The following is a 16,890-nucleotide window of genomic DNA, read 5'->3' on the forward strand; positions in this document are numbered from 1 at the left end:
GCCTTCGCCTCGCCTACTTATGCGATGCTGCCTGCCAGCGTAACGCGGCTCTTAGTGGTGATGGCCATGCGGACCATGCACATGGCCATGGTCCAGCTCTTCTGCGCTGGCGGCTCGCACTTCCGACACGGTAGCCACAAAACGCAGGCGCTTGCCGGCCAGAGGATGGTTGCCATCAACCACCACCTTGCCATCGGCAATTTCGGTCACGGTGAACAACATCACGTCGCCGGTCTCAGGATCATCAGCCTCGAACATCATGCCGACTTCAATCTCCTCAGGGAACACATCCTGCGGCTCGATGCGAACCAGCTCGGCATCGTACTCGCCGAAGGCATCATCAGGCTCCATCGAGACATCGATCTTGTCGCCGACCTTCTTGCCATGCAGGGCTTCTTCAACGGCAGGGAAAATGCCGTCATAGCCACCGTGCAGATAGACCATGGGCTCATCGGCCTGGGTCTGGTCGAGCAGTTCGCCTGCTGCGTCGAACATTTCATAGTGCAGCGAGACAACCGAATTCTTGACGATTTCCATGAGGGCTTTCCTTGGACGACGCCTAGGCGTCGAGTTGCTGAATAAGTTTGAGCACGTCTGCGGCATGGCCACGTGGAGTAACGTTGTAGAGCGCATGACGCAACGTGCCGTTGCGATCGACAATGAATGTCGACCGTACGGTACCGAATTTTACCACGCCATTGCGTTCCATCTCCCGCAGTGTGTGATATCGACGTGACACTTCTGTTTCAGAGTCCGACAACAGCCTCACCATCAAGCCATGCTTGTCGCGGAATACCTCATGGCAGAGCGGGTCATCCAGGCTCACGCCCAACACCACGGCATTGGACTTGGCAAAACGGTCAGCCAGATCCGAGAACTCAATGGCCTCGCGCGTACAGCCGGGGTCATCGTCACGGTGATAAAAATACAGCACAACCGTCTTGTCACCCTTAAAATCCGACAGCCTGACCATGTCCATGGCGGCATCGGGCAGTTCAAAATCGGGCGCAGGCCCGCCGGCTTCAAGCATATGCATGCACCCCCGTCTTGAACGAACTCACAACCAACCATCGCGCCGACACCAATCCAGACCCCGCTCGTGCCTTGCCTGCAAGCCCTCTGCCTCGAACAGCATCAGGGCATGCAGCCACCCTCCCACACCTGCTGCTGCACAGCGCGGCGCCGGGTGAGATAATCAGGCCCATACCACTTTTTTCTATATAGCCCATATGCCCAATCCGCCACTCGGCAATCTGACGGCCGAGCAGTTTCTGGCCGACTACTGGCAGAAAAAGCCGCTGCTGATACGCCAGGCTGTTACCCAATTCGATTGGCTGCCTGAACTGCCCGACCTGCTTGCCCTCGCCGGACAAGAAGACGTCGAATCGCGCCTGATCGAACAAAAACAAGGGCGCTGGACCTGCGAGTCCGGCCCCTTCCGGCCATCCCGCTTCAAGAAGCTGGCGGAGGCGGACTGGACGGTACTGGTACAGAACGTCAACCATCACATCCCTTTCGCGGCACAACTGCTGTATCGCTTCGATTTCATCCCCCATGTTCGGCTGGACGACCTGATGATCAGCTATGCCCCTGCCGGTGGCGGCGTGGGGCCTCACTTCGACAGCTACGATGTTTTCCTGTTGCAGGTAGGCGGAAAAAAGCGCTGGCGCATCTCATCGCAGACCGATTTGACCCTGGTCGAGGACGCCCCCTTGAAGGTGCTGCAGCATTTCGAGCACGAGCTGGAATGGGTGCTGGAGCATGGCGACATGCTATATCTGCCACCACGCTATGCCCATGAAGGCGTGGCACTGGAGCCCGGCCAGACCTGGTCGGTGGGATTCCGCGCCCCCACGGCACAGGAGCTGGGCGGCGCCTTTCTCGACTTTCTGCGTGACCGTATCGAACTCGATGGCATCTATACCGACCCGGGCCTGACCCTGCCGGCGGACCCGGCACGCCTGCCCGCCGACTTTGTCCGGCAGGTCGCTGGCATGTTGCAGGGCATCAGCTGGGATGAAACCATCGTGCGCGATTTTGTCGGCCGCTACTTCAGCGAACCCAAGGCCCATGTGTTCTACGACGGCCCGGATGATGAGCTGAGTGAGGCGAAATTTGCCAGGGCAGTCGCCAAGCAGGGCGTCGCGCTGGATCTCAAATCCGTCATGCTGTTTGATGACGACCACGTCTACATCAATGGCGACACCCTGGAGGCAGACCAGGCAGCCCACGCCGTACTCCAACAGCTGGCCAACCAGCGCAAGCTGCCGCCCGCCAAGTATGAAGAGTCGGTACTGGACGCACTGTATGAGTGCTACAACTACGGTTATTTGCAGCTGGGTGCAGGCTGAGCCACGACAAAGCCGACCCTACCAACTCCACGCCCACCTTACCCGACACGATGACCATCGCAACGTCATCGTGCACCACCCGTCAGGAATGCATCATGTCCAAACACGAGTTCCCCACAGACTGCCCTTGCGGTAGCGGCAAGCCCTACAAGGAATGCTGCTTCATGCTCCATATGGAAAAAGAAGGCGCCCGCAACCCCGAGGCACTGATGCGTTCGCGTTACAGCGCCTATGTCATGAAAAAGGCCGACTACCTGCTCTATAGCTGGCATCCCGATACCCGCCCGGACGACCTCAACCTCAAGGATGACTCCGCCAAATGGGTAGGTCTGACCATCAAGGGCAGCGAAGCCGGCGGCCCGGATGACGAAGAAGGTACGGTGGAATTCGTCGCCAAGTACAAGATAGGCGGCAAGGCCGCCAAGGTGGCCGAGAAAAGCCGCTTCGTCCGCTACAAGGGCCGCTGGGTCTATCTGGATGGCAAGGTAGAAGAGTAAATACCGCGCTCCGCAACGGCGGGTACAACGGGCCAACGCACCGATGTCATGCAGGCGCTGGCCGACAGCCTGCCGGCTTGCCAGCCTCCCGTGCCTGATACGCCCCCAGCACCTCCACCTTCACAGTAACTCCTCCTCACTACCAATGCACATACGCCTAGCTCAAGCCGCCGATGCCAGCGCCATCGCCTCGCTCTACCATGAACTGGTCAACGACCCGGCCATCACGGTGCTACCGGAACAGATAGAACGGTTGGCCGGCAACCCAGACCAGGCCCTGCTGGTGGTCGAGCACCAAGGTCGCCTGCTGGCAACTGTCCATCTGCAGTTCTGTCCAGACACCATGTACGCCCGCCAGCCCTATGCCCTGCTGGAGAACCTGGTGGTCGCCGCCAGCGCACGCGGCCAGGGCGTAGGCGCCTTGCTGCTGGCCGAGGTAGAGCAGCGGTGCCTGGCACGCGATTGCTCCAAGATCATGCTGCTCAGCACCGCCAGCCGCCTCGATGCCCATCGCTTCTTTGCTGCACAGGGCTACGACGGTGAGCGCAAGCGCGGGTTCGTGAAATACCGGCGAAATTTCCGTAGCAATGCCATCTGATGTCCATCGCGCCGGGCCAAACGATATAAACAGCAATTCGTCGCGGTAATCGCTAAACTCTGCGCGTCCAACCTGCCGCTGCGGCGGCATAGCCCAGAGTACGCCCATGACCCAACTGCATATCTCCACCGCTTTCGATTCCGGCGCCATCGAGGTGGTCAGCCTGGCCGATCATCGCGATATCCAGCTCAAGATCAAGCCCGACAACGCCAGCGAATTCGCCCAGTGGTTCCACTTCCGCCTGCAGGGCGCCGCCGGTCTGCCCGTCAGCATGCGCTTTCTGAATGCAGGCAGCAGTGCCTATCCAAAGGGTTGGCCCGACTACCGCGTGGTGGCCAGCTACGACCGCCAGCACTGGTTCCGCCTGCCCACCAGCTTTGATGGCCAGGTGATGACCACCCAGCTCACCCCGGTGGCACAAAGCGTCTACTTTGCCTATTTCGAACCCTACTCATACGAGCGCCACCTCGATCTGATCGGCTTTGCCACCGAATCAGACAAAGTCGAGGTCGAGCACTTGGGCCAGACGCTGGATGGCCGCGACATGACCCTGCTGCGCATCACCGACGAAGAAAGCACCACGCCGCTGGCGCAGAAGAAGAAGGTCTGGCTGATTGCCCGCCAACATCCAGGCGAGACCATGGCCGAATGGTTTGTGGAAGGCTTCCTGGAGCGCCTGCTGGACAGCGACGACCCGTTCAGCCGGGTGCTGCTGGGCCAGTGTGTGTTCCATGTGGTGCCCAATATGAACCCCGACGGCGCCGCCCGTGGCAACCTGCGCACCAATGCCGCCGGCGCCAACCTCAATCGCGAATGGGGCAACCCCACGCTGGAACGCTCGCCCGAAGTCTTGCTGGTACGCCAAAAGATGCAGGCTACCGGTGTAGACCTCTTCCTCGACGCCCATGGCGACGAAGCCCTGCCCTACAATTTCGTGGCCGGCTGCGAAGGCAACCCCGGCTACACACCCAGGCTGGAAGCACTGGAAAACGCCTTCAAGCAAGCCTGGATCAGCGCCAGCCCAGACTTCCAGGACAAGTTTGGCTACGAGCGCGACAAGGCCGGCGAAGGCAACCTCACTCTGGCGACCAACTGGGTGGGACAGAACTTCGATTGCTTGTCCTACACCATAGAAATGCCGTTCAAGGACAACGCCAACCTGCCAGACGAAGAATACGGCTGGAGCGGCGAGCGCTCGAAGAAGCTGGGGGCATCGGTGCTGCAACCCATCCTGGCCGTGCTAGACCAGCTACGCTGATACTGCAAACCCACCAAGCGGCCTTCTGGCCGCTTTTTCTTTTGCGCAACAAGCGACTACCGATCATCGCCTTTAGCCCAAATCGGCCTTGCCATCGCCGTCGGCGCTCGACCATACCGGTGTTATCCAATAACCACACTGCAGCAGGAGGCATATCATGGAGAGACACCGTCATATCGTCCGCAGTTGCCTGTTTGGCCTGGCCCTGGCAGCCCCCGTCGCCTGGGCCGGGGTATTCGATATCACCGCCACCGTGAATGGCCAGACTCAATCCCGCCAGTACGATACGGCCGAGGATGCCCTGGCGGCCACCACCGATGCCGGCATGCGCGCGTTGATCGCCAGCTACAACGGTACCGAAACAGCCAGCCTGAAGCTGGATTTCCGTGGTGTGAACATGTTGTTGGCCTATCCGACCCAAGGCAGTACCCTGCTGCGACTGGATATCCCCGTGCTCAACCTGAGCCAGACCTTCCAGGGTGCAAGCCGCGATGCCAGCGAGGACTTGCTGAAGGAGTATTTCAAGAAGAACCCGGATCTGCTGTCGCGGCTGCAGCGGGCGCTGGTCGAAACCTCACCGGTAGACCCGGTGGCCGGCAACCCCAACAGCATGATGAGCCGTGGTGCTGCGCAAGACTACGGTCTTGGCTTGGTCAGCCCCAGCCAAACCAGTGGCAAAGCCGACAAGCCCAGTGGATTGGTAGGGTTCATGCCCAGCTATACCAAGCTGGTAGCCAATGGCGTGAGCAATCCACGGGATATGGATAGCGATGCTGCCAGCCTGCCCTTGTCCTACTCCCGCCAGTTTGAAACACCGGGCCGTGAGCTGACCATCTACGTGCCCTTGGCTCAGACCGATGTGGAAGGTGCTAAGGCCTACGACGTGGGTATGTCGCTGACCTATCGCGGCCCGATATCGGAACAATGGTATCTGGCCTTCACAGGTGGCCTGCGCGCCACCGGGTCGCCTGATCTGGGCTCTGGCGTGGCCATGGGCAATGCCACCATTACCAGCAGCTATGTGATACCGGGCAAGGATTTCAGCTTCACCATCGGCAATATGGTGGGTTTCTACAAGGCGCTCAAGCTCAAGGTCAACGATGTCGCCTACGACCCAGACATACGCAACACGGTATTTCGCAACGGGGTGCTGATCGAGCAGAACACCACCATGATGCTGGGTGACGAGCCGGTGACCTGGGAATACGCCCTGGTCGATACCCGTTATACCGGCACCCGCCTGTTCAACCGCAATCAACAGGAGGTGAGCGTCACCTTTGGCAGCAAGCGGGCCGCCAATGCCCGCACCAGCAGCATGCGCGGCGGTCTGAGCTATATCCGCGCGCCACACGCCAAGGGATTCAGCCTCAGCTTTGGCTATTGGTTCTGATACAACCTACTGGCCAGCCCCCCTAGCCTGTGCAACGCACCAAGGGGGCTGCCAACCTTAGACGGGGCTTGGCGAAGATGGCAGCCCCAAGGCAGCCAGCACGGCCTGTACCCGCGCCGCCGGGCTACCCTGTACCACGATATGGGCGGCGCCAGCCTGCATCAAGGCATCGCGATAGCGTGCAAACAAGGCCTCCCTGTCCTCGGGATTCTCTCTCAATGGGTCGGGCTCCCAGGCGATATTGGGCGTGGGCAGCACATGTAGCACATAGTCATCGGCTTGCCAGCAGGCTCGAATTGTTGCTGGGCAATGCCCAAAGCGCACCTCGGCCCAGATCATGCAGACCAGTGCGTTGGTGTCGCACACCAGCCAGTCGCTCCGGTCGCTGCCCTGCCAACGCCGCGGCTCGACCTCGCCAGCCAGCTGACCCTGCGCAATAGCCACGACATCCGCCAGGCCATAAGCAACAGTTGCGCGCGTCGCCAGATATTGCCGCGCATATTCGGGCAGCCAAGCCGCACCCAGTGCCTGCGCCAGATCCTGGCTCAATGTCGTTTTACCGGATGACTCGGCCCCCACCACCGCAATCTTGCGCATGGCTCACACACCGCCCTGTGCCAGGCGCTTGCGCCAATCAAGCCAGCCATAGGCCGCCAAGCCCGCCAGCAGGACATACAGCAAGGCGGTGATATGCAGATCCTTATGCAGATAAATACCCGCAGCCAGGATATCCAGGGCTATCCATAGCAGCCAGTTCTGCAACTTGCGCCGAGCTTGCAGCCATTGGGCCAATACGCCAAAGACAAAGACGGTGGAATCCAGCCAGGGCAGATCGGTAGGCAGAAAACTCAGTTGCAGCTGCGCCACCAGCACCGTACCCGCACCGCCCAGGCTCAGCAGCACGGCGTAATCTCGCCGGTTCATGGGCGTGATGGGCAGGGTGGGCGTCGCATCGCCACGGCGCCAGGCGCGCCAGCCATAGGCGGCCAATACCACGTACAGGCCGTTCAGGGCGGCCTCGCCAAACAGGTTGACGCTACAGAACAGCCAGATATACAGCACGCCTGCCAGCATCTGCAGCGGCCAGGTCAGCCTATGGTTGCGGGCGGCCAGCCAGATGGCGGAGAGGGTCAGCGCAAAACCCGCCACTTCGGCCAGGGTCATGGACTGCAGTTGCTCAAGCAAACCCATAGCTACCTTTCTTTATCGCAAGATCGGCACCATATACCACGGCAAGCGATAAAATGCGGCACTTTGCCCCAAGGTCCATATCATGTCCCATCTGCACTATCGCCATACCGATGGCGGCCTCTACCGCTTTGTCGCCCACGCCCGCTCGGCTGATACCACCGGCGACGTGGTCGTCTACGAACACCTCTGGCCCTTTGAGCAAGGCCTGTGGGTACGTGACCGGCAGGAATTCGAAAGCCGCTTCACGCCTATCTCGGCCACCGAAGTGACCACCGCCATGCAAGGCGACCGTGCTGCGGCACAGGCGGCGGTAGACGAGGCCAAGGCCAAGCGGCGGGCAGCCAAGGCCGGCTGATGGCGGCATCGCTCTACCCTGCCCTCCACGCTGCCCTGGCGGAATCCGACCCCTATGCCAAGGCCCGCATGGCCCAGGCCTTGTGGGCGGACTGGCAGGGTGGGCGGCTGGATCACAGTGGCCTCCACCAAGCGACGCCCCAGACGGTAGGCAGGCCCGCCAGGCCAGAACTGGTTGCCCCACTGGACGTACCGCGCCGCCGCCTGGGTACGGTTGCGGGCCGCGCCGCACTGATCCATGCCATTGCCCATATCGAGTTCAATGCCATCAATCTGGCGCTGGATGCGGCTTGTCGATTTCCTGGCCTGCCGCGCGCCTACTACCAGGACTGGCTACAGGTTGCTGCCGAGGAGGCAGGCCATTTTGGTCTGCTGGCAGACCACTTGGCCACGCTGGGCCATCGCTACGGCGATTTCCTGGCACATAACGGCCTGTGGACCATGGCCGAGAAGACAGCTGGCGACATGCTGACCCGCATGGCCCTGGTGCCGCGCCTGCTCGAAGCCCGTGGACTGGATGTCACCCCAGGCATGCAGGCCCGCCTGCAAGCGGCAGGTGACCCCAGGGCCGTCGCCATACTGGACATCATCTTCCGCGACGAAGTGGGCCATGTGGCCATAGGCAATCGCTGGTTCCGCTGGGCCTGCGCGCAGCGTGGGCTGGATCCCATTGCCACCTTCCGCCAATACCTTGAAGACTTCGACATCTCGCGCAGCATAGGCGAGCTAAATATCGAAGCCCGCCTGCAAGCGGGCTTCGACATGGCAGAACTCGACGCCCTGCTCAACTACGCAGGGCGCAGCACTACAGCCTGATACCGGCCTGCAGCACCACGGCAGCATTGCCACCAAGGTTCAGGCTGGCCTTGCCGTCCGCCCCCACCACCACGACCCGGCCCAGGCAGGTGCCCGCCTGCTTGCCACCCGCCAGCACATCGCAATAGCTGCCAGCCGGCAAGCCGGTATCAAAGCTGCGGTTGAGGTCAACCGTTTCGCGATTGATGAGCACAAAACCTTTGTCGCCACGCGAGAAGGCAATGGCATTGCCGCCGTTGTCCCACCAATTCGCCACCGGGGCACCGGCAACGGCGCGGCGGAAAGCCACCATATTGGCAATCAATGGATCACGATGCTCGCACACCCAGCTACCCACGCTGGCGGCCTCAAGAGCACTGGCGCAGGCGGCCGGTGCGGGCGGGCCCGCATCGCGCCCAGCCTGGCTGTTACGGTCAAAGCCATAGCTGGACATGACCGACGGATAGCCGTAAGGCTGCGCCAGCATCCAGACATGGGCCAGCCGATAAGCCGCGCCGTCCCGGTAGGAAATCCCGCCCTCTCGCTGGCTATCGTGGTTTTCCACAAACACCACCGCCTTGTCAGCCGGCATCAGCCCCCAGGCGGTCTCGGAGAACTGGCTGCCGCTGGCACCATTAGGGTTGAGTTGCGCAAGCTTCTGGCCTCCTGTCCCCAGGAACTTGTCGCCTATGCCACGGAACTTGAACTCGGTGATATCCATGGCCCCGGCCGTGCTGTAACCCAGGCCAAAGTAATCGCGGGCGGTGACGCCCTCACCACCGTAATCGATCACCTCGGCAAAATAGTAAGGCAAGGCCCGGCCTTCTGCCGCCAGCGCCTGGTTGACCTTGCTGATCACCCCGTTAAGCTCAACCGGCTGGATATGCTTGGCCGCATCCAGGCGAAAACCTGCAACGCCCAGGCGTGACAGCGCCAGCAGGTAGTCCGCAATCCTTTGCTGCACGGTGGCGGAGTCCGTCTTGAGATCGGCCAGGCCTACCAGCTCGCAATCCTGCACATTGGCGGCACTCTGGTAGTTGTTGATGGCGCAGGCCGGATGGAAATCCGCCTGGGTATAGAGGCCCGGATAACTGTACTTACCATAGACCGTACCATTGCGGCCGGTACCACTACCGGCCGACATATGGTTGATCACGGCATCCACATAGATACCCACCCCCACAGCCTTGCACCGGTTCACCATATCGACGAACTCGGTACTGCTGCCCGAGCGACTCAGGCCTATGCTGTAGCTCACCGGCTGGTAGCGGGTCCACCATTGGCTGCCTTGTATGTCCTCCTGCGGCGGCGACACCTGTACCGCCTTGTAGCCCTTGGGCCCCAGCTGGGTTTCGCACTCGCTGGCGATATCGGTCCATTTCCACTCAAACAGGTGGACAAAGGTGTCACCAGCGGCAGCGCGGCCGCTGGCGCGGTAGGTAGGATCCAGCACCGGGCGGGTCGGGGTGGTGGGTGGGGTGGTAGTGCCACCCCCGTCTCCACCGCCACCACCTCCGCCGCAGGCAGCCAAGCTCAAGACAGCCAGACAGGCCAGGTAACGACGATTTCGCTCAAACACAGGTCACTCCGATCTCATTATGTTTTGCACGACTGTCCATCGAGGAACAGTTCAGACCGCCGATCATCCGGGCAGCCGATTAGGTAGTCAAACCGAACCGACTACCCGCTCAAACGATTACAAAGAGTGGCGCTAGCGAATCCTGGCGGGCCGAGGCTGCCATGCGGCAACCGTGAGCGTTCGGCCCTGGCGCCTGCATCCGGTATAATTGCCCATTCCCCCGATCGCCCCTCACGGAGCCCCGCCATGACCATCATCCGTCAGCAGGACTTCATCGACAGCATTGCCGATGCCCTGCAGTACATCTCCTATTACCATCCCAAGGACTATATCCAGAGCCTGGGACGCGCCTACGAACTGGAGCAGTCGCCAGCCGCCAAGGACGCCATTGCGCAGATACTGACCAATAGCCGCATGTGTGCCGAAGGCCACCGCCCCATCTGCCAGGACACCGGCATCGTCTGCGCCTTCGTCAAGATCGGTATGGATGTACGCTGGGCCGACGCCACCATGGGTGTGGAGGATATGGTCAACGAGGGCACCCGCCAGGCCTATCTGCACCCGGACAACAAGCTGCGCGCCTCGGTGCTGGCCGACCCGGCAGGCGCCCGCCGGAACACCCGCGACAATACCCCTGCCATCACGCATTTCGAGATCGTGCCGGGCAACACCGTGGAAGTGCACATTGCCGCCAAGGGCGGTGGTTCCGAGAACAAATCCAAGTTCGTCATGCTCAACCCCTCCGACAGCATCGTCGAGTGGGTACTCAAGACCGTCCCCCTGATGGGCGCCGGCTGGTGCCCCCCGGGCATGCTAGGCATAGGCATAGGTGGCACGGCCGAAAAAGCCATGCTGCTGGCCAAGAAGTCGCTGATGGAGCCTATCGACATCCAGGACCTGATTGCCCGTGGCCCGCAAAACCGGGTGGAAGAGTTGCGCCTGGAACTGTTCGAAAAGGTCAACGCCCTGGGCATAGGTGCGCAGGGCCTGGGCGGCCTGGCCACCGTGCTGGATATCAAGATACTGGACTACCCCACCCACGCGGCCTCGCTCCCCGTGGCCATGATCCCCAACTGCGCCGCCACCCGCCATGTGCACTTCGAGCTGGATGGCTCGGGCCCTGCCCAGCTGGAAGCCCCCAAGCTGGAAGACTGGCCGCAAGTGACCTGGACGCCCTCAGCCGAGGCGACTCGTGTCAACCTCGATACCGTCACCCGCGAAGAAGTCGCCAGCTGGAAGCCCGGCCAGACCCTGCTGCTCAACGGCAAGCTGCTGACCGGCCGCGATGCCGCCCACAAGCGCATGGTAGACATGCTCAACAAGGGCGAAACCCTGCCGGTGGATTTTAAGAACCGCTTTATCTACTACGTCGGACCGGTTGATCCGGTACGTGACGAAGTCGTCGGCCCAGCCGGCCCTACCACCGCCACCCGCATGGACAAGTTTACCGAGCAGGTGCTGGCCGCCACTGGCCTGCTGGGCATGGTAGGCAAGGCCGAACGTGGCCCGGCCGGCCTCGATGCCATCAAGAAGCACCAGTCGGTCTACCTGATGGCTGTCGGCGGTGCCGCCTACTTGGTATCCAAGGCCATCAAGGGCGCCAAGGTGGTGGGCTTTGCCGACCTGGGCATGGAGGCCATCTATGAATTCGACGTGGTGGACATGCCCGTGACCGTGGCCGTAGATTCTGCGGGCAGCTCGGTGCATAAAACCGGCCCCGCTGAATGGCAAGCCCGCATAGGCAAGATTCCGCTGGCCGTGCAATAAGGCGCGCTGCCAAGCTGGCAGCCCCAAAGCAAAACGCCCCGATGTTGGGGCGTTTTGCTTGTAGGGTGTGGCGATTGACGCCGCTATTAACCCAGCGTAGCGGTTCCGGCTTGTCGCGGGAGCACCCGCCGCTCAGCGATCACGCTTGAATGGTGCAGGCTTGGCGCAGTTTGCACCATCCTTGCAAGCGGCCTTATCCGCCGAAGTGCGGTTATCGGTACGGGGCTTCTCCTCGGTGCCGCGATTGTCGCCACGGTCCGGCAGGGGCTCGCGCTTAGGCACAGCCGTCACCCTGGCAGGCTCGGTCACCGTGGCATCGCCCGGTTTGGGTTTGGGCTTGGGCTTGGTCGACGTGGTCTTGACCTTGCCGTCATCGCTCAGCGTAATGACCTCAATAGGCTTGCCAGGCACCGTCGTCGCCGGTGCCTCTGTAGGTGCCGGCGTGGTAGCCGCCACGTTGTCGCCCTGCTCTGCCGTCCGGTCTATCACCGGCATGGCTGCCTTGGCGGGTAATGAGCCGGGAGCGCCAGGTGGCTCCAGTACCTCGGTCTGCACCATTGCCTTGGCCGCGGCGGCTTCTGCGGCAGCCGCGTCCTTACCTGCCCCACGACCCAGCAATACTGCCGCACTGATACCGCCCACCAGCACGATGGTGGCCACGGCCGCCCAGGGTGCATAGCGGCGCAACGGTGTCGCCGCCACCTCGGGCGCTGCGGGCAACTCGGGAGCGGCAGCGCTCGGATTGGTATCCGCCAACTCAGGGTGCGCACCCGTCTTGGCTTGATTGGCCTGCTCGCGCAAGGCACTACGGGCCTCGCGTGCCGTCTGGAAACGCTTGGCCGGGTCTTTCTCCAGGCAGCGCATCACCAGCTCGGCCAGCCAGGGCGAAACTTCCGGGTTCAGGCTGCGGATATCCGTCGGCTGCTCATGAAGTATGCGATAGGCAATGGTCGCTACATGCTCGCCATCAAAGGGGCGCACACCCGTCAGCACTTCATACAACACAATGCCGGCGGCAAAGATGTCAGCGCGACCATCGAGTTTCTTGCCTTCGATCTGCTCTGGCGCCATATAGCGGGGCGATCCCACCAGGGTGCCGGCACGGGTCAAATCACTGGCAGGCAGTTGGGCAATGCCAAAATCGGTAATCTTGAGCCGGCCGTCGGCTGTCAGCATCAGGTTGGCTGGCTTGATATCGCGGTGCACCACCTCATGCTCGTGGGCATAGGCCAGCGCGCCGAACAGTTGGCCAGCCAGCTTGAGCACCCGGCCATTGGAAATCTTGACCCCGTTCTCCAGCAACTGCTGCAGGGTCTTGCCCTCCACATACTCAATGGCCAGATAGGTCTGTCCATCCACATCACCGCAGTCGTAGACCGTGATGATATTGGGGTGGTTGAGCCTGGCGGCAGATTTGGCCTCTTGCTGCAGACGCGGCGCATACTCTGCCCGCTCTTCCGCACTCAGGTTGAGGCGCAAGACTTTGAGCGCGACGGTGCGATCGAGCCGCTCGTCAACAGCGCGATAAACAACGCCCATGGCCCCCTGCCCAAGGGTGGCGTCGATACGGTAGTGCCCGAGTTTATCCATCTGTGTATTTTAGCTCGGCTATCACGACTTCCATGTTGCGGAATACGACCAGTTAGAAACTCTTGCCAAGCAAGAAATTTTACTGCCGCTTATACCCCTGACGTATTTCACCCTCATTATGGCAACGTCCTAACAGTCAAGGACTCGCAGCTTACTTGCCGAAGATGCCCTTGAGCAAGTCAATTGCACCGGGTGCCTTCTTGGTGTCCTCCGCCTCCTGCTTGGCGGCATCCTTCATCATCTTGCCCATATCCATGCCCGGCATGCTGGTCGCAACCGATTTCAGCCGCAGTTTCACCGCCCAGATCGGCTGCCACGGTGCTTTCAAATCCTTGGGCCGAGGTGGGTGGACGAGGTTCAATTCCTCGCCGAAGGCGATCATCCGCAGCATACCAGCCTCACCCATGGCCTCCTTGGGCACACTGCATGCAGTGGTGGCCGGTTTTAACAACACCTTGTCCTTCAACCAGCGCTGCACAGCCGCATTGGGCTGGTAGTCCAGCAGGCCGAATCCCATGTCCGCCTGCTCGCTCGATGTCCAGACCACCATCTCATCCTCGCCCCGCATGCTCATGCTGGCCAGAAACCACGCCTGCGCCTGCGCCATGGGCTGCCAACTCAAGTCCCAGGCGTTGCCTTGGTCTTGCTGCTTTAAGACGATGGCCGGCATCAAATCGTGAGCAGCACCCAGCGTAAAGCGGAATCCTTCCGGCACGCCATCACCACTGAAACCATGCTCCCCCACCAGCGATGCACCCTCGGGTATCAGCCGGTTGTCCGGCTTGCTGGGCCAGATCGGCCGGCCCGGCGTGCTATGGGCACCACGCGTAGTCGCTCGCCGGCTCTGGAAGAATCTTGCCAGCTCGGCCGGGCTCGCCTTGGCCATATCCAGCACCCTGGGCTGGCCCTTGCGTACCTCGGTGCCACACCCCCAATACAGCAAAATCTTGCCCTTGGGCTTGTGATACTCCGGTTGCTCGGTCACTTCGTCCGGCGTGTCCAGTGGCACCGGCTTGCCTTCCACCGGGCTGAGCAGCTTGAGCACAGGAGCCAGCCGGCTGCCCTCCGGCACCTGCTGCGTGGCCTCGCGCATGTCGGGCTTGCTACGGCTGTAGAGGGTCACATCCATCCAACGTCCTGCCGGCCCCGCCTGGGTATTGCCAAACACGTTGCCGCCCTTGCCACCACCAAACAGCGAACCCAGCATGCCACCACCGCCCGGCATACCGGGCATACCGCCGCTATAGGTAGCCAGATCCATCCAGGCTTGCGCCTGCGGTGCCGGGCCGGCCGCCCATGCTGGCATTGCTGCTAGTACTAGTAGCATCGAAATGGGGAGCAAGGCATGCTTCATGGTGTTGTTTCTCCAGGCAGGCAATGCTTGATCATAGGAGAATCCTGCGCACTTGCCTGTACAGGTCAGGCAAGCCATCATGCCGCGATCATTTCATTGAGCCACCCCATGCCCAGCCTACGCCAAGTTACCCTGCCTCTGACACTGACTCTCATGCTTGCTGCCTGTGGTGGCGGTGGCGACAGCGGCGGCGGCACCAATCCCGAGCCAGTCGACCCGGTACCGGTCTACCCCGCCCCACCAGCTGCAGCCAACTGGTGGAAGCCCGCCCGAGGCGTCAGCTTCCAGATACAGTTCGATGGCACGATCGATACCAACGTCAATGCCGAGGTCTACGATCTGGACCTATACGATACGGACGCCGCCACCATCGCAAACTTGAAGGCCAAAGGCCGACGCTTGCTGTGTTACATCAACGTGGGTGCCTGGGAAAACTGGCGCAGCGACAAGGATGCCTTCCCGGCCGCCGTGCTGGGTAAGAACTATGCGGGCTGGGCCGGCGAAAAGTGGCTGGACATACGCCAGTACGCCACCCTGGCCCCCATCATGCGCGCCCGTATGGACCTCTGCAAAAGCAAGGGCTTTGACGGCATAGACCCCGACAACCTGGACAACTACCTGCAGGACACCGGTTTCCCCATCACCCAGACCGACCAGTTGGCCTATAACCGCTGGATTGCCCGCGAAGCCCATGCCCGCGGCCTGGCCGTGGGCCAGAAGAATGTGCAGGCGCTTACCCCCCAGCTGCAAGGCTATTTCGATTTCGCCATCGTCGAACAATGTGTCAAGCAGGGCTGGTGCCGCGATATGAATGCCTACCTGCAGAGCAATCGACCGGTGTTTGCACTGGAGTATGTCGAAGAAGGCCAAACCCCCGAAAAGGTCTGTCCCACGGCCCAATCGCTGGGCCTGACGGCCGTCATCAAGCGGCTGGAGCTGGGCGCGTTCCGCCAGGGCTGTTAAGCGCCGCCACGCTCAAAACGGAATCACCTCTACACGTGCCAATGTAGAACAGCCCCCGTTCCACGGGGGCTGTTCTTATTCATCTTTGGCGGCGTAAATCGAACGATCTCGTGCTGCAGCGCTCACCAGCAAACAGCACCTACCCGCCATCGTGGCGAGCCAGGTCTTCTTCCATATCTGCCAGCAGGATATTCAAGGCCTCGCTGGACATGCCTATCTCGGTGATCGACAAACCGAGCGAAATCAGCAGGCAGATCAGGCTGATACCGAACACGGTATGGGCGGCCGTTGCTAGGCCGAAGAAAATCAGGAACATGCACAGCACGCACAGGAACAGGCTACCCACCCCCACCACCTGCATGCGCCGTATCAGGGTTACCCGCTTACGCAGGTTGGCAATCTGCCGCACGATCTTGGGATCAGGCGCGGTCTTGTAATCCTCGTAGAGCTTGCGTATGACACTGGAGATGCCGAGAAAGCGGTTGGTGTACGCCAGCAGCAGCAAAGATATGGCAGGGAACAGCAGGGCAGGTACACTGATTTCCATGCGGGACGGCCTTCGCAATACGATTTGGGTGAGGTAGACAACACAGCTTGTCCCGCCCAGGCGGCAGGACAGCCCATCAATTGGAGATTCAGCTCTTTTTGCTCAGCGCCCGCAAGTCCACCAGTATGGTCTTGGCGTAGTCCTTGGTATCTACATCCTTGTAGCGCTTGACGATGCGCCCATCCGGATCGATCAGAAAGCTATGCCGCTTGGCAAACTTCAACACCCCAAGGTTCACCAGCGCACCGTACTTCTGCGCCGTCTTGCCATCAGGGTCGGCCAGCAAGGTAAAAGGCAGCTCATGCTTGCGACCAAACTCTCTGATCGCTGCCACGTCATCCGTACTCACGCCCACCACCTCGGCGCCCAACGCCCGCAATAGCACGATATCATCACGGAAGCTGCAAGCCTCCTCGGTACAACCGGGGGTATCGGCCTTGGGGTAAAAGTACAGCACCAGCCACTTGCCCTTGAATTCGTCACTGCTGCGCAGCTTGCCCGTCTGGTCGGTCAAGGCAAATGCCGGCATGCCGTCGCCGGGGCTGACATCGGCGTGGGCCAGTAGGCCCACTGCCAGTAGCAACAAGGCCAAAAATGTCCTGATCTTCATCATCTTCTTCAATCCTGCCAAAACAACCCAACTTGGATGCCCGGCA

General features: G+C 61.2%; 18 protein-coding genes. 9 read left to right on the plus strand and 9 right to left on the minus strand.

Annotation, left to right across the window (positions count from 1 at the left end; all coding sequences use genetic code 11):
- Nucleotides 1-51: 51 nt before the first annotated feature.
- Both QQK16_RS12075 and QQK16_RS12080 read right to left on the minus strand, forming a co-directional pair.
- Complete coding sequence (locus QQK16_RS12075) at nucleotides 52-537, minus strand: FKBP-type peptidyl-prolyl cis-trans isomerase (RefSeq protein WP_284196716.1); 486 nt, start codon at nucleotides 535-537, stop codon at nucleotides 52-54.
- Nucleotides 538-559: 22 nt separating this feature from the next.
- Entirely contained in the window at nucleotides 560-1,036 is a 477-nt protein-coding gene (locus QQK16_RS12080) for a peroxiredoxin (RefSeq protein WP_284196717.1), read from the minus strand.
- Between the two features lie 193 nt (nucleotides 1,037-1,229).
- On the opposite strand from QQK16_RS12080, the gene QQK16_RS12085 reads away from it, so the two are divergent.
- From QQK16_RS12085 to QQK16_RS12105, 5 genes are all read left to right on the plus strand, one after another.
- Nucleotides 1,230-2,351, plus strand: coding sequence for a cupin domain-containing protein (locus tag QQK16_RS12085; RefSeq protein ID WP_284196718.1), 1,122 nt, complete (start codon nucleotides 1,230-1,232; stop codon nucleotides 2,349-2,351).
- 95 nt (nucleotides 2,352-2,446) lie between these two features.
- Complete coding sequence (locus QQK16_RS12090; protein WP_284196719.1) at nucleotides 2,447-2,848, plus strand: YchJ family protein; 402 nt, start codon at nucleotides 2,447-2,449, stop codon at nucleotides 2,846-2,848.
- A gap of 145 nt (nucleotides 2,849-2,993) precedes the next feature.
- Nucleotides 2,994-3,446: a GNAT family N-acetyltransferase gene (locus tag QQK16_RS12095; protein ID WP_284196720.1), complete on the plus strand. Its 453-nt coding sequence runs from the start codon at nucleotides 2,994-2,996 to the stop codon at nucleotides 3,444-3,446.
- A gap of 106 nt (nucleotides 3,447-3,552) precedes the next feature.
- Nucleotides 3,553-4,704 (plus strand): M14 family metallopeptidase, encoded by a 1,152-nt coding sequence (locus QQK16_RS12100; RefSeq protein ID WP_284196721.1) that lies wholly within the window; start codon nucleotides 3,553-3,555, stop codon nucleotides 4,702-4,704.
- A 157-nt stretch (nucleotides 4,705-4,861) separates the two neighbouring features.
- The gene (locus QQK16_RS12105) at nucleotides 4,862-6,094 is read left to right on the plus strand and encodes a hypothetical protein (RefSeq protein ID WP_284196722.1); all 1,233 of its coding nucleotides are present in this window, start codon (nucleotides 4,862-4,864) and stop codon (nucleotides 6,092-6,094) included.
- A 57-nt stretch (nucleotides 6,095-6,151) separates the two neighbouring features.
- Here QQK16_RS12105 and QQK16_RS12110 read toward each other — a convergent pair whose 3' ends face one another.
- Together QQK16_RS12110 and pnuC are read right to left on the minus strand one after the other, a co-directional pair.
- Nucleotides 6,152-6,691, minus strand: a complete 540-nt coding sequence (locus tag QQK16_RS12110; protein ID WP_284196723.1) for an ATP-binding protein — start codon at nucleotides 6,689-6,691, stop codon at nucleotides 6,152-6,154.
- A gap of 3 nt (nucleotides 6,692-6,694) precedes the next feature.
- Nucleotides 6,695-7,285, minus strand: coding sequence for a nicotinamide riboside transporter PnuC (pnuC, locus tag QQK16_RS12115; RefSeq protein WP_284196724.1), 591 nt, complete (start codon nucleotides 7,283-7,285; stop codon nucleotides 6,695-6,697).
- Nucleotides 7,286-7,367: 82 nt separating this feature from the next.
- Here pnuC and QQK16_RS12120 point away from each other — a divergent pair, with 82 nt between their 5' ends.
- On the plus strand, nucleotides 7,368-7,640 hold the full coding sequence (locus QQK16_RS12120; RefSeq protein ID WP_284196725.1) for a DUF1653 domain-containing protein: 273 nt from the start codon (nucleotides 7,368-7,370) through the stop codon (nucleotides 7,638-7,640).
- Complete coding sequence (locus QQK16_RS12125) at nucleotides 7,640-8,455, plus strand: ferritin-like domain-containing protein (protein WP_284196726.1); 816 nt, start codon at nucleotides 7,640-7,642, stop codon at nucleotides 8,453-8,455. Before QQK16_RS12120 ends, QQK16_RS12125 begins: the two co-directional genes overlap by 1 nt.
- On the opposite strand, the gene QQK16_RS12130 is transcribed toward QQK16_RS12125, so the two are convergent.
- The gene (locus QQK16_RS12130) at nucleotides 8,445-10,013 is read right to left on the minus strand and encodes an alpha-amylase (RefSeq protein ID WP_284196727.1); all 1,569 of its coding nucleotides are present in this window, start codon (nucleotides 10,011-10,013) and stop codon (nucleotides 8,445-8,447) included. The two genes, QQK16_RS12125 and QQK16_RS12130, sit on opposite strands and share 11 nt — an antisense overlap.
- A 246-nt stretch (nucleotides 10,014-10,259) precedes the next feature.
- Between QQK16_RS12130 and QQK16_RS12135 the strand changes: the two genes are divergently transcribed.
- The gene (locus tag QQK16_RS12135; protein WP_284196728.1) at nucleotides 10,260-11,780 is read left to right on the plus strand and encodes a fumarate hydratase; all 1,521 of its coding nucleotides are present in this window, start codon (nucleotides 10,260-10,262) and stop codon (nucleotides 11,778-11,780) included.
- A 132-nt stretch (nucleotides 11,781-11,912) separates the two neighbouring features.
- Here QQK16_RS12135 and QQK16_RS12140 read toward each other — a convergent pair whose 3' ends face one another.
- Together QQK16_RS12140 and QQK16_RS12145 are read right to left on the minus strand one after the other, a co-directional pair.
- On the minus strand, nucleotides 11,913-13,370 hold the full coding sequence (locus QQK16_RS12140) for a serine/threonine-protein kinase (protein WP_284196729.1): 1,458 nt from the start codon (nucleotides 13,368-13,370) through the stop codon (nucleotides 11,913-11,915).
- A gap of 151 nt (nucleotides 13,371-13,521) precedes the next feature.
- Nucleotides 13,522-14,724: a hypothetical protein gene (locus QQK16_RS12145; protein ID WP_284196730.1), complete on the minus strand. Its 1,203-nt coding sequence runs from the start codon at nucleotides 14,722-14,724 to the stop codon at nucleotides 13,522-13,524.
- Nucleotides 14,725-14,832: 108 nt separating this feature from the next.
- Between QQK16_RS12145 and QQK16_RS12150 the strand changes: the two genes are divergently transcribed.
- Nucleotides 14,833-15,687, plus strand: a complete 855-nt coding sequence (locus tag QQK16_RS12150; RefSeq protein ID WP_284196731.1) for an endo alpha-1,4 polygalactosaminidase — start codon at nucleotides 14,833-14,835, stop codon at nucleotides 15,685-15,687.
- A gap of 139 nt (nucleotides 15,688-15,826) precedes the next feature.
- Here QQK16_RS12150 and QQK16_RS12155 read toward each other — a convergent pair whose 3' ends face one another.
- Both QQK16_RS12155 and QQK16_RS12160 read right to left on the minus strand, forming a co-directional pair.
- Nucleotides 15,827-16,234 carry a DUF2721 domain-containing protein gene (locus QQK16_RS12155; protein ID WP_284196732.1) on the minus strand — a complete coding sequence of 136 codons (408 nt, stop codon included), beginning with the start codon at nucleotides 16,232-16,234 and terminating at the stop codon, nucleotides 15,827-15,829.
- An 88-nt stretch (nucleotides 16,235-16,322) separates the two neighbouring features.
- Nucleotides 16,323-16,847, minus strand: coding sequence for a peroxiredoxin (locus QQK16_RS12160; protein ID WP_284196733.1), 525 nt, complete (start codon nucleotides 16,845-16,847; stop codon nucleotides 16,323-16,325).
- Nucleotides 16,848-16,890 lie beyond the last annotated feature (43 nt).

It is taken from the genome of Chitinimonas prasina (assembly GCF_030160395.1).
In the GTDB taxonomy this organism is placed as follows: domain Bacteria; phylum Pseudomonadota; class Gammaproteobacteria; order Burkholderiales; family Chitinimonadaceae; genus Chitinimonas; species Chitinimonas prasina.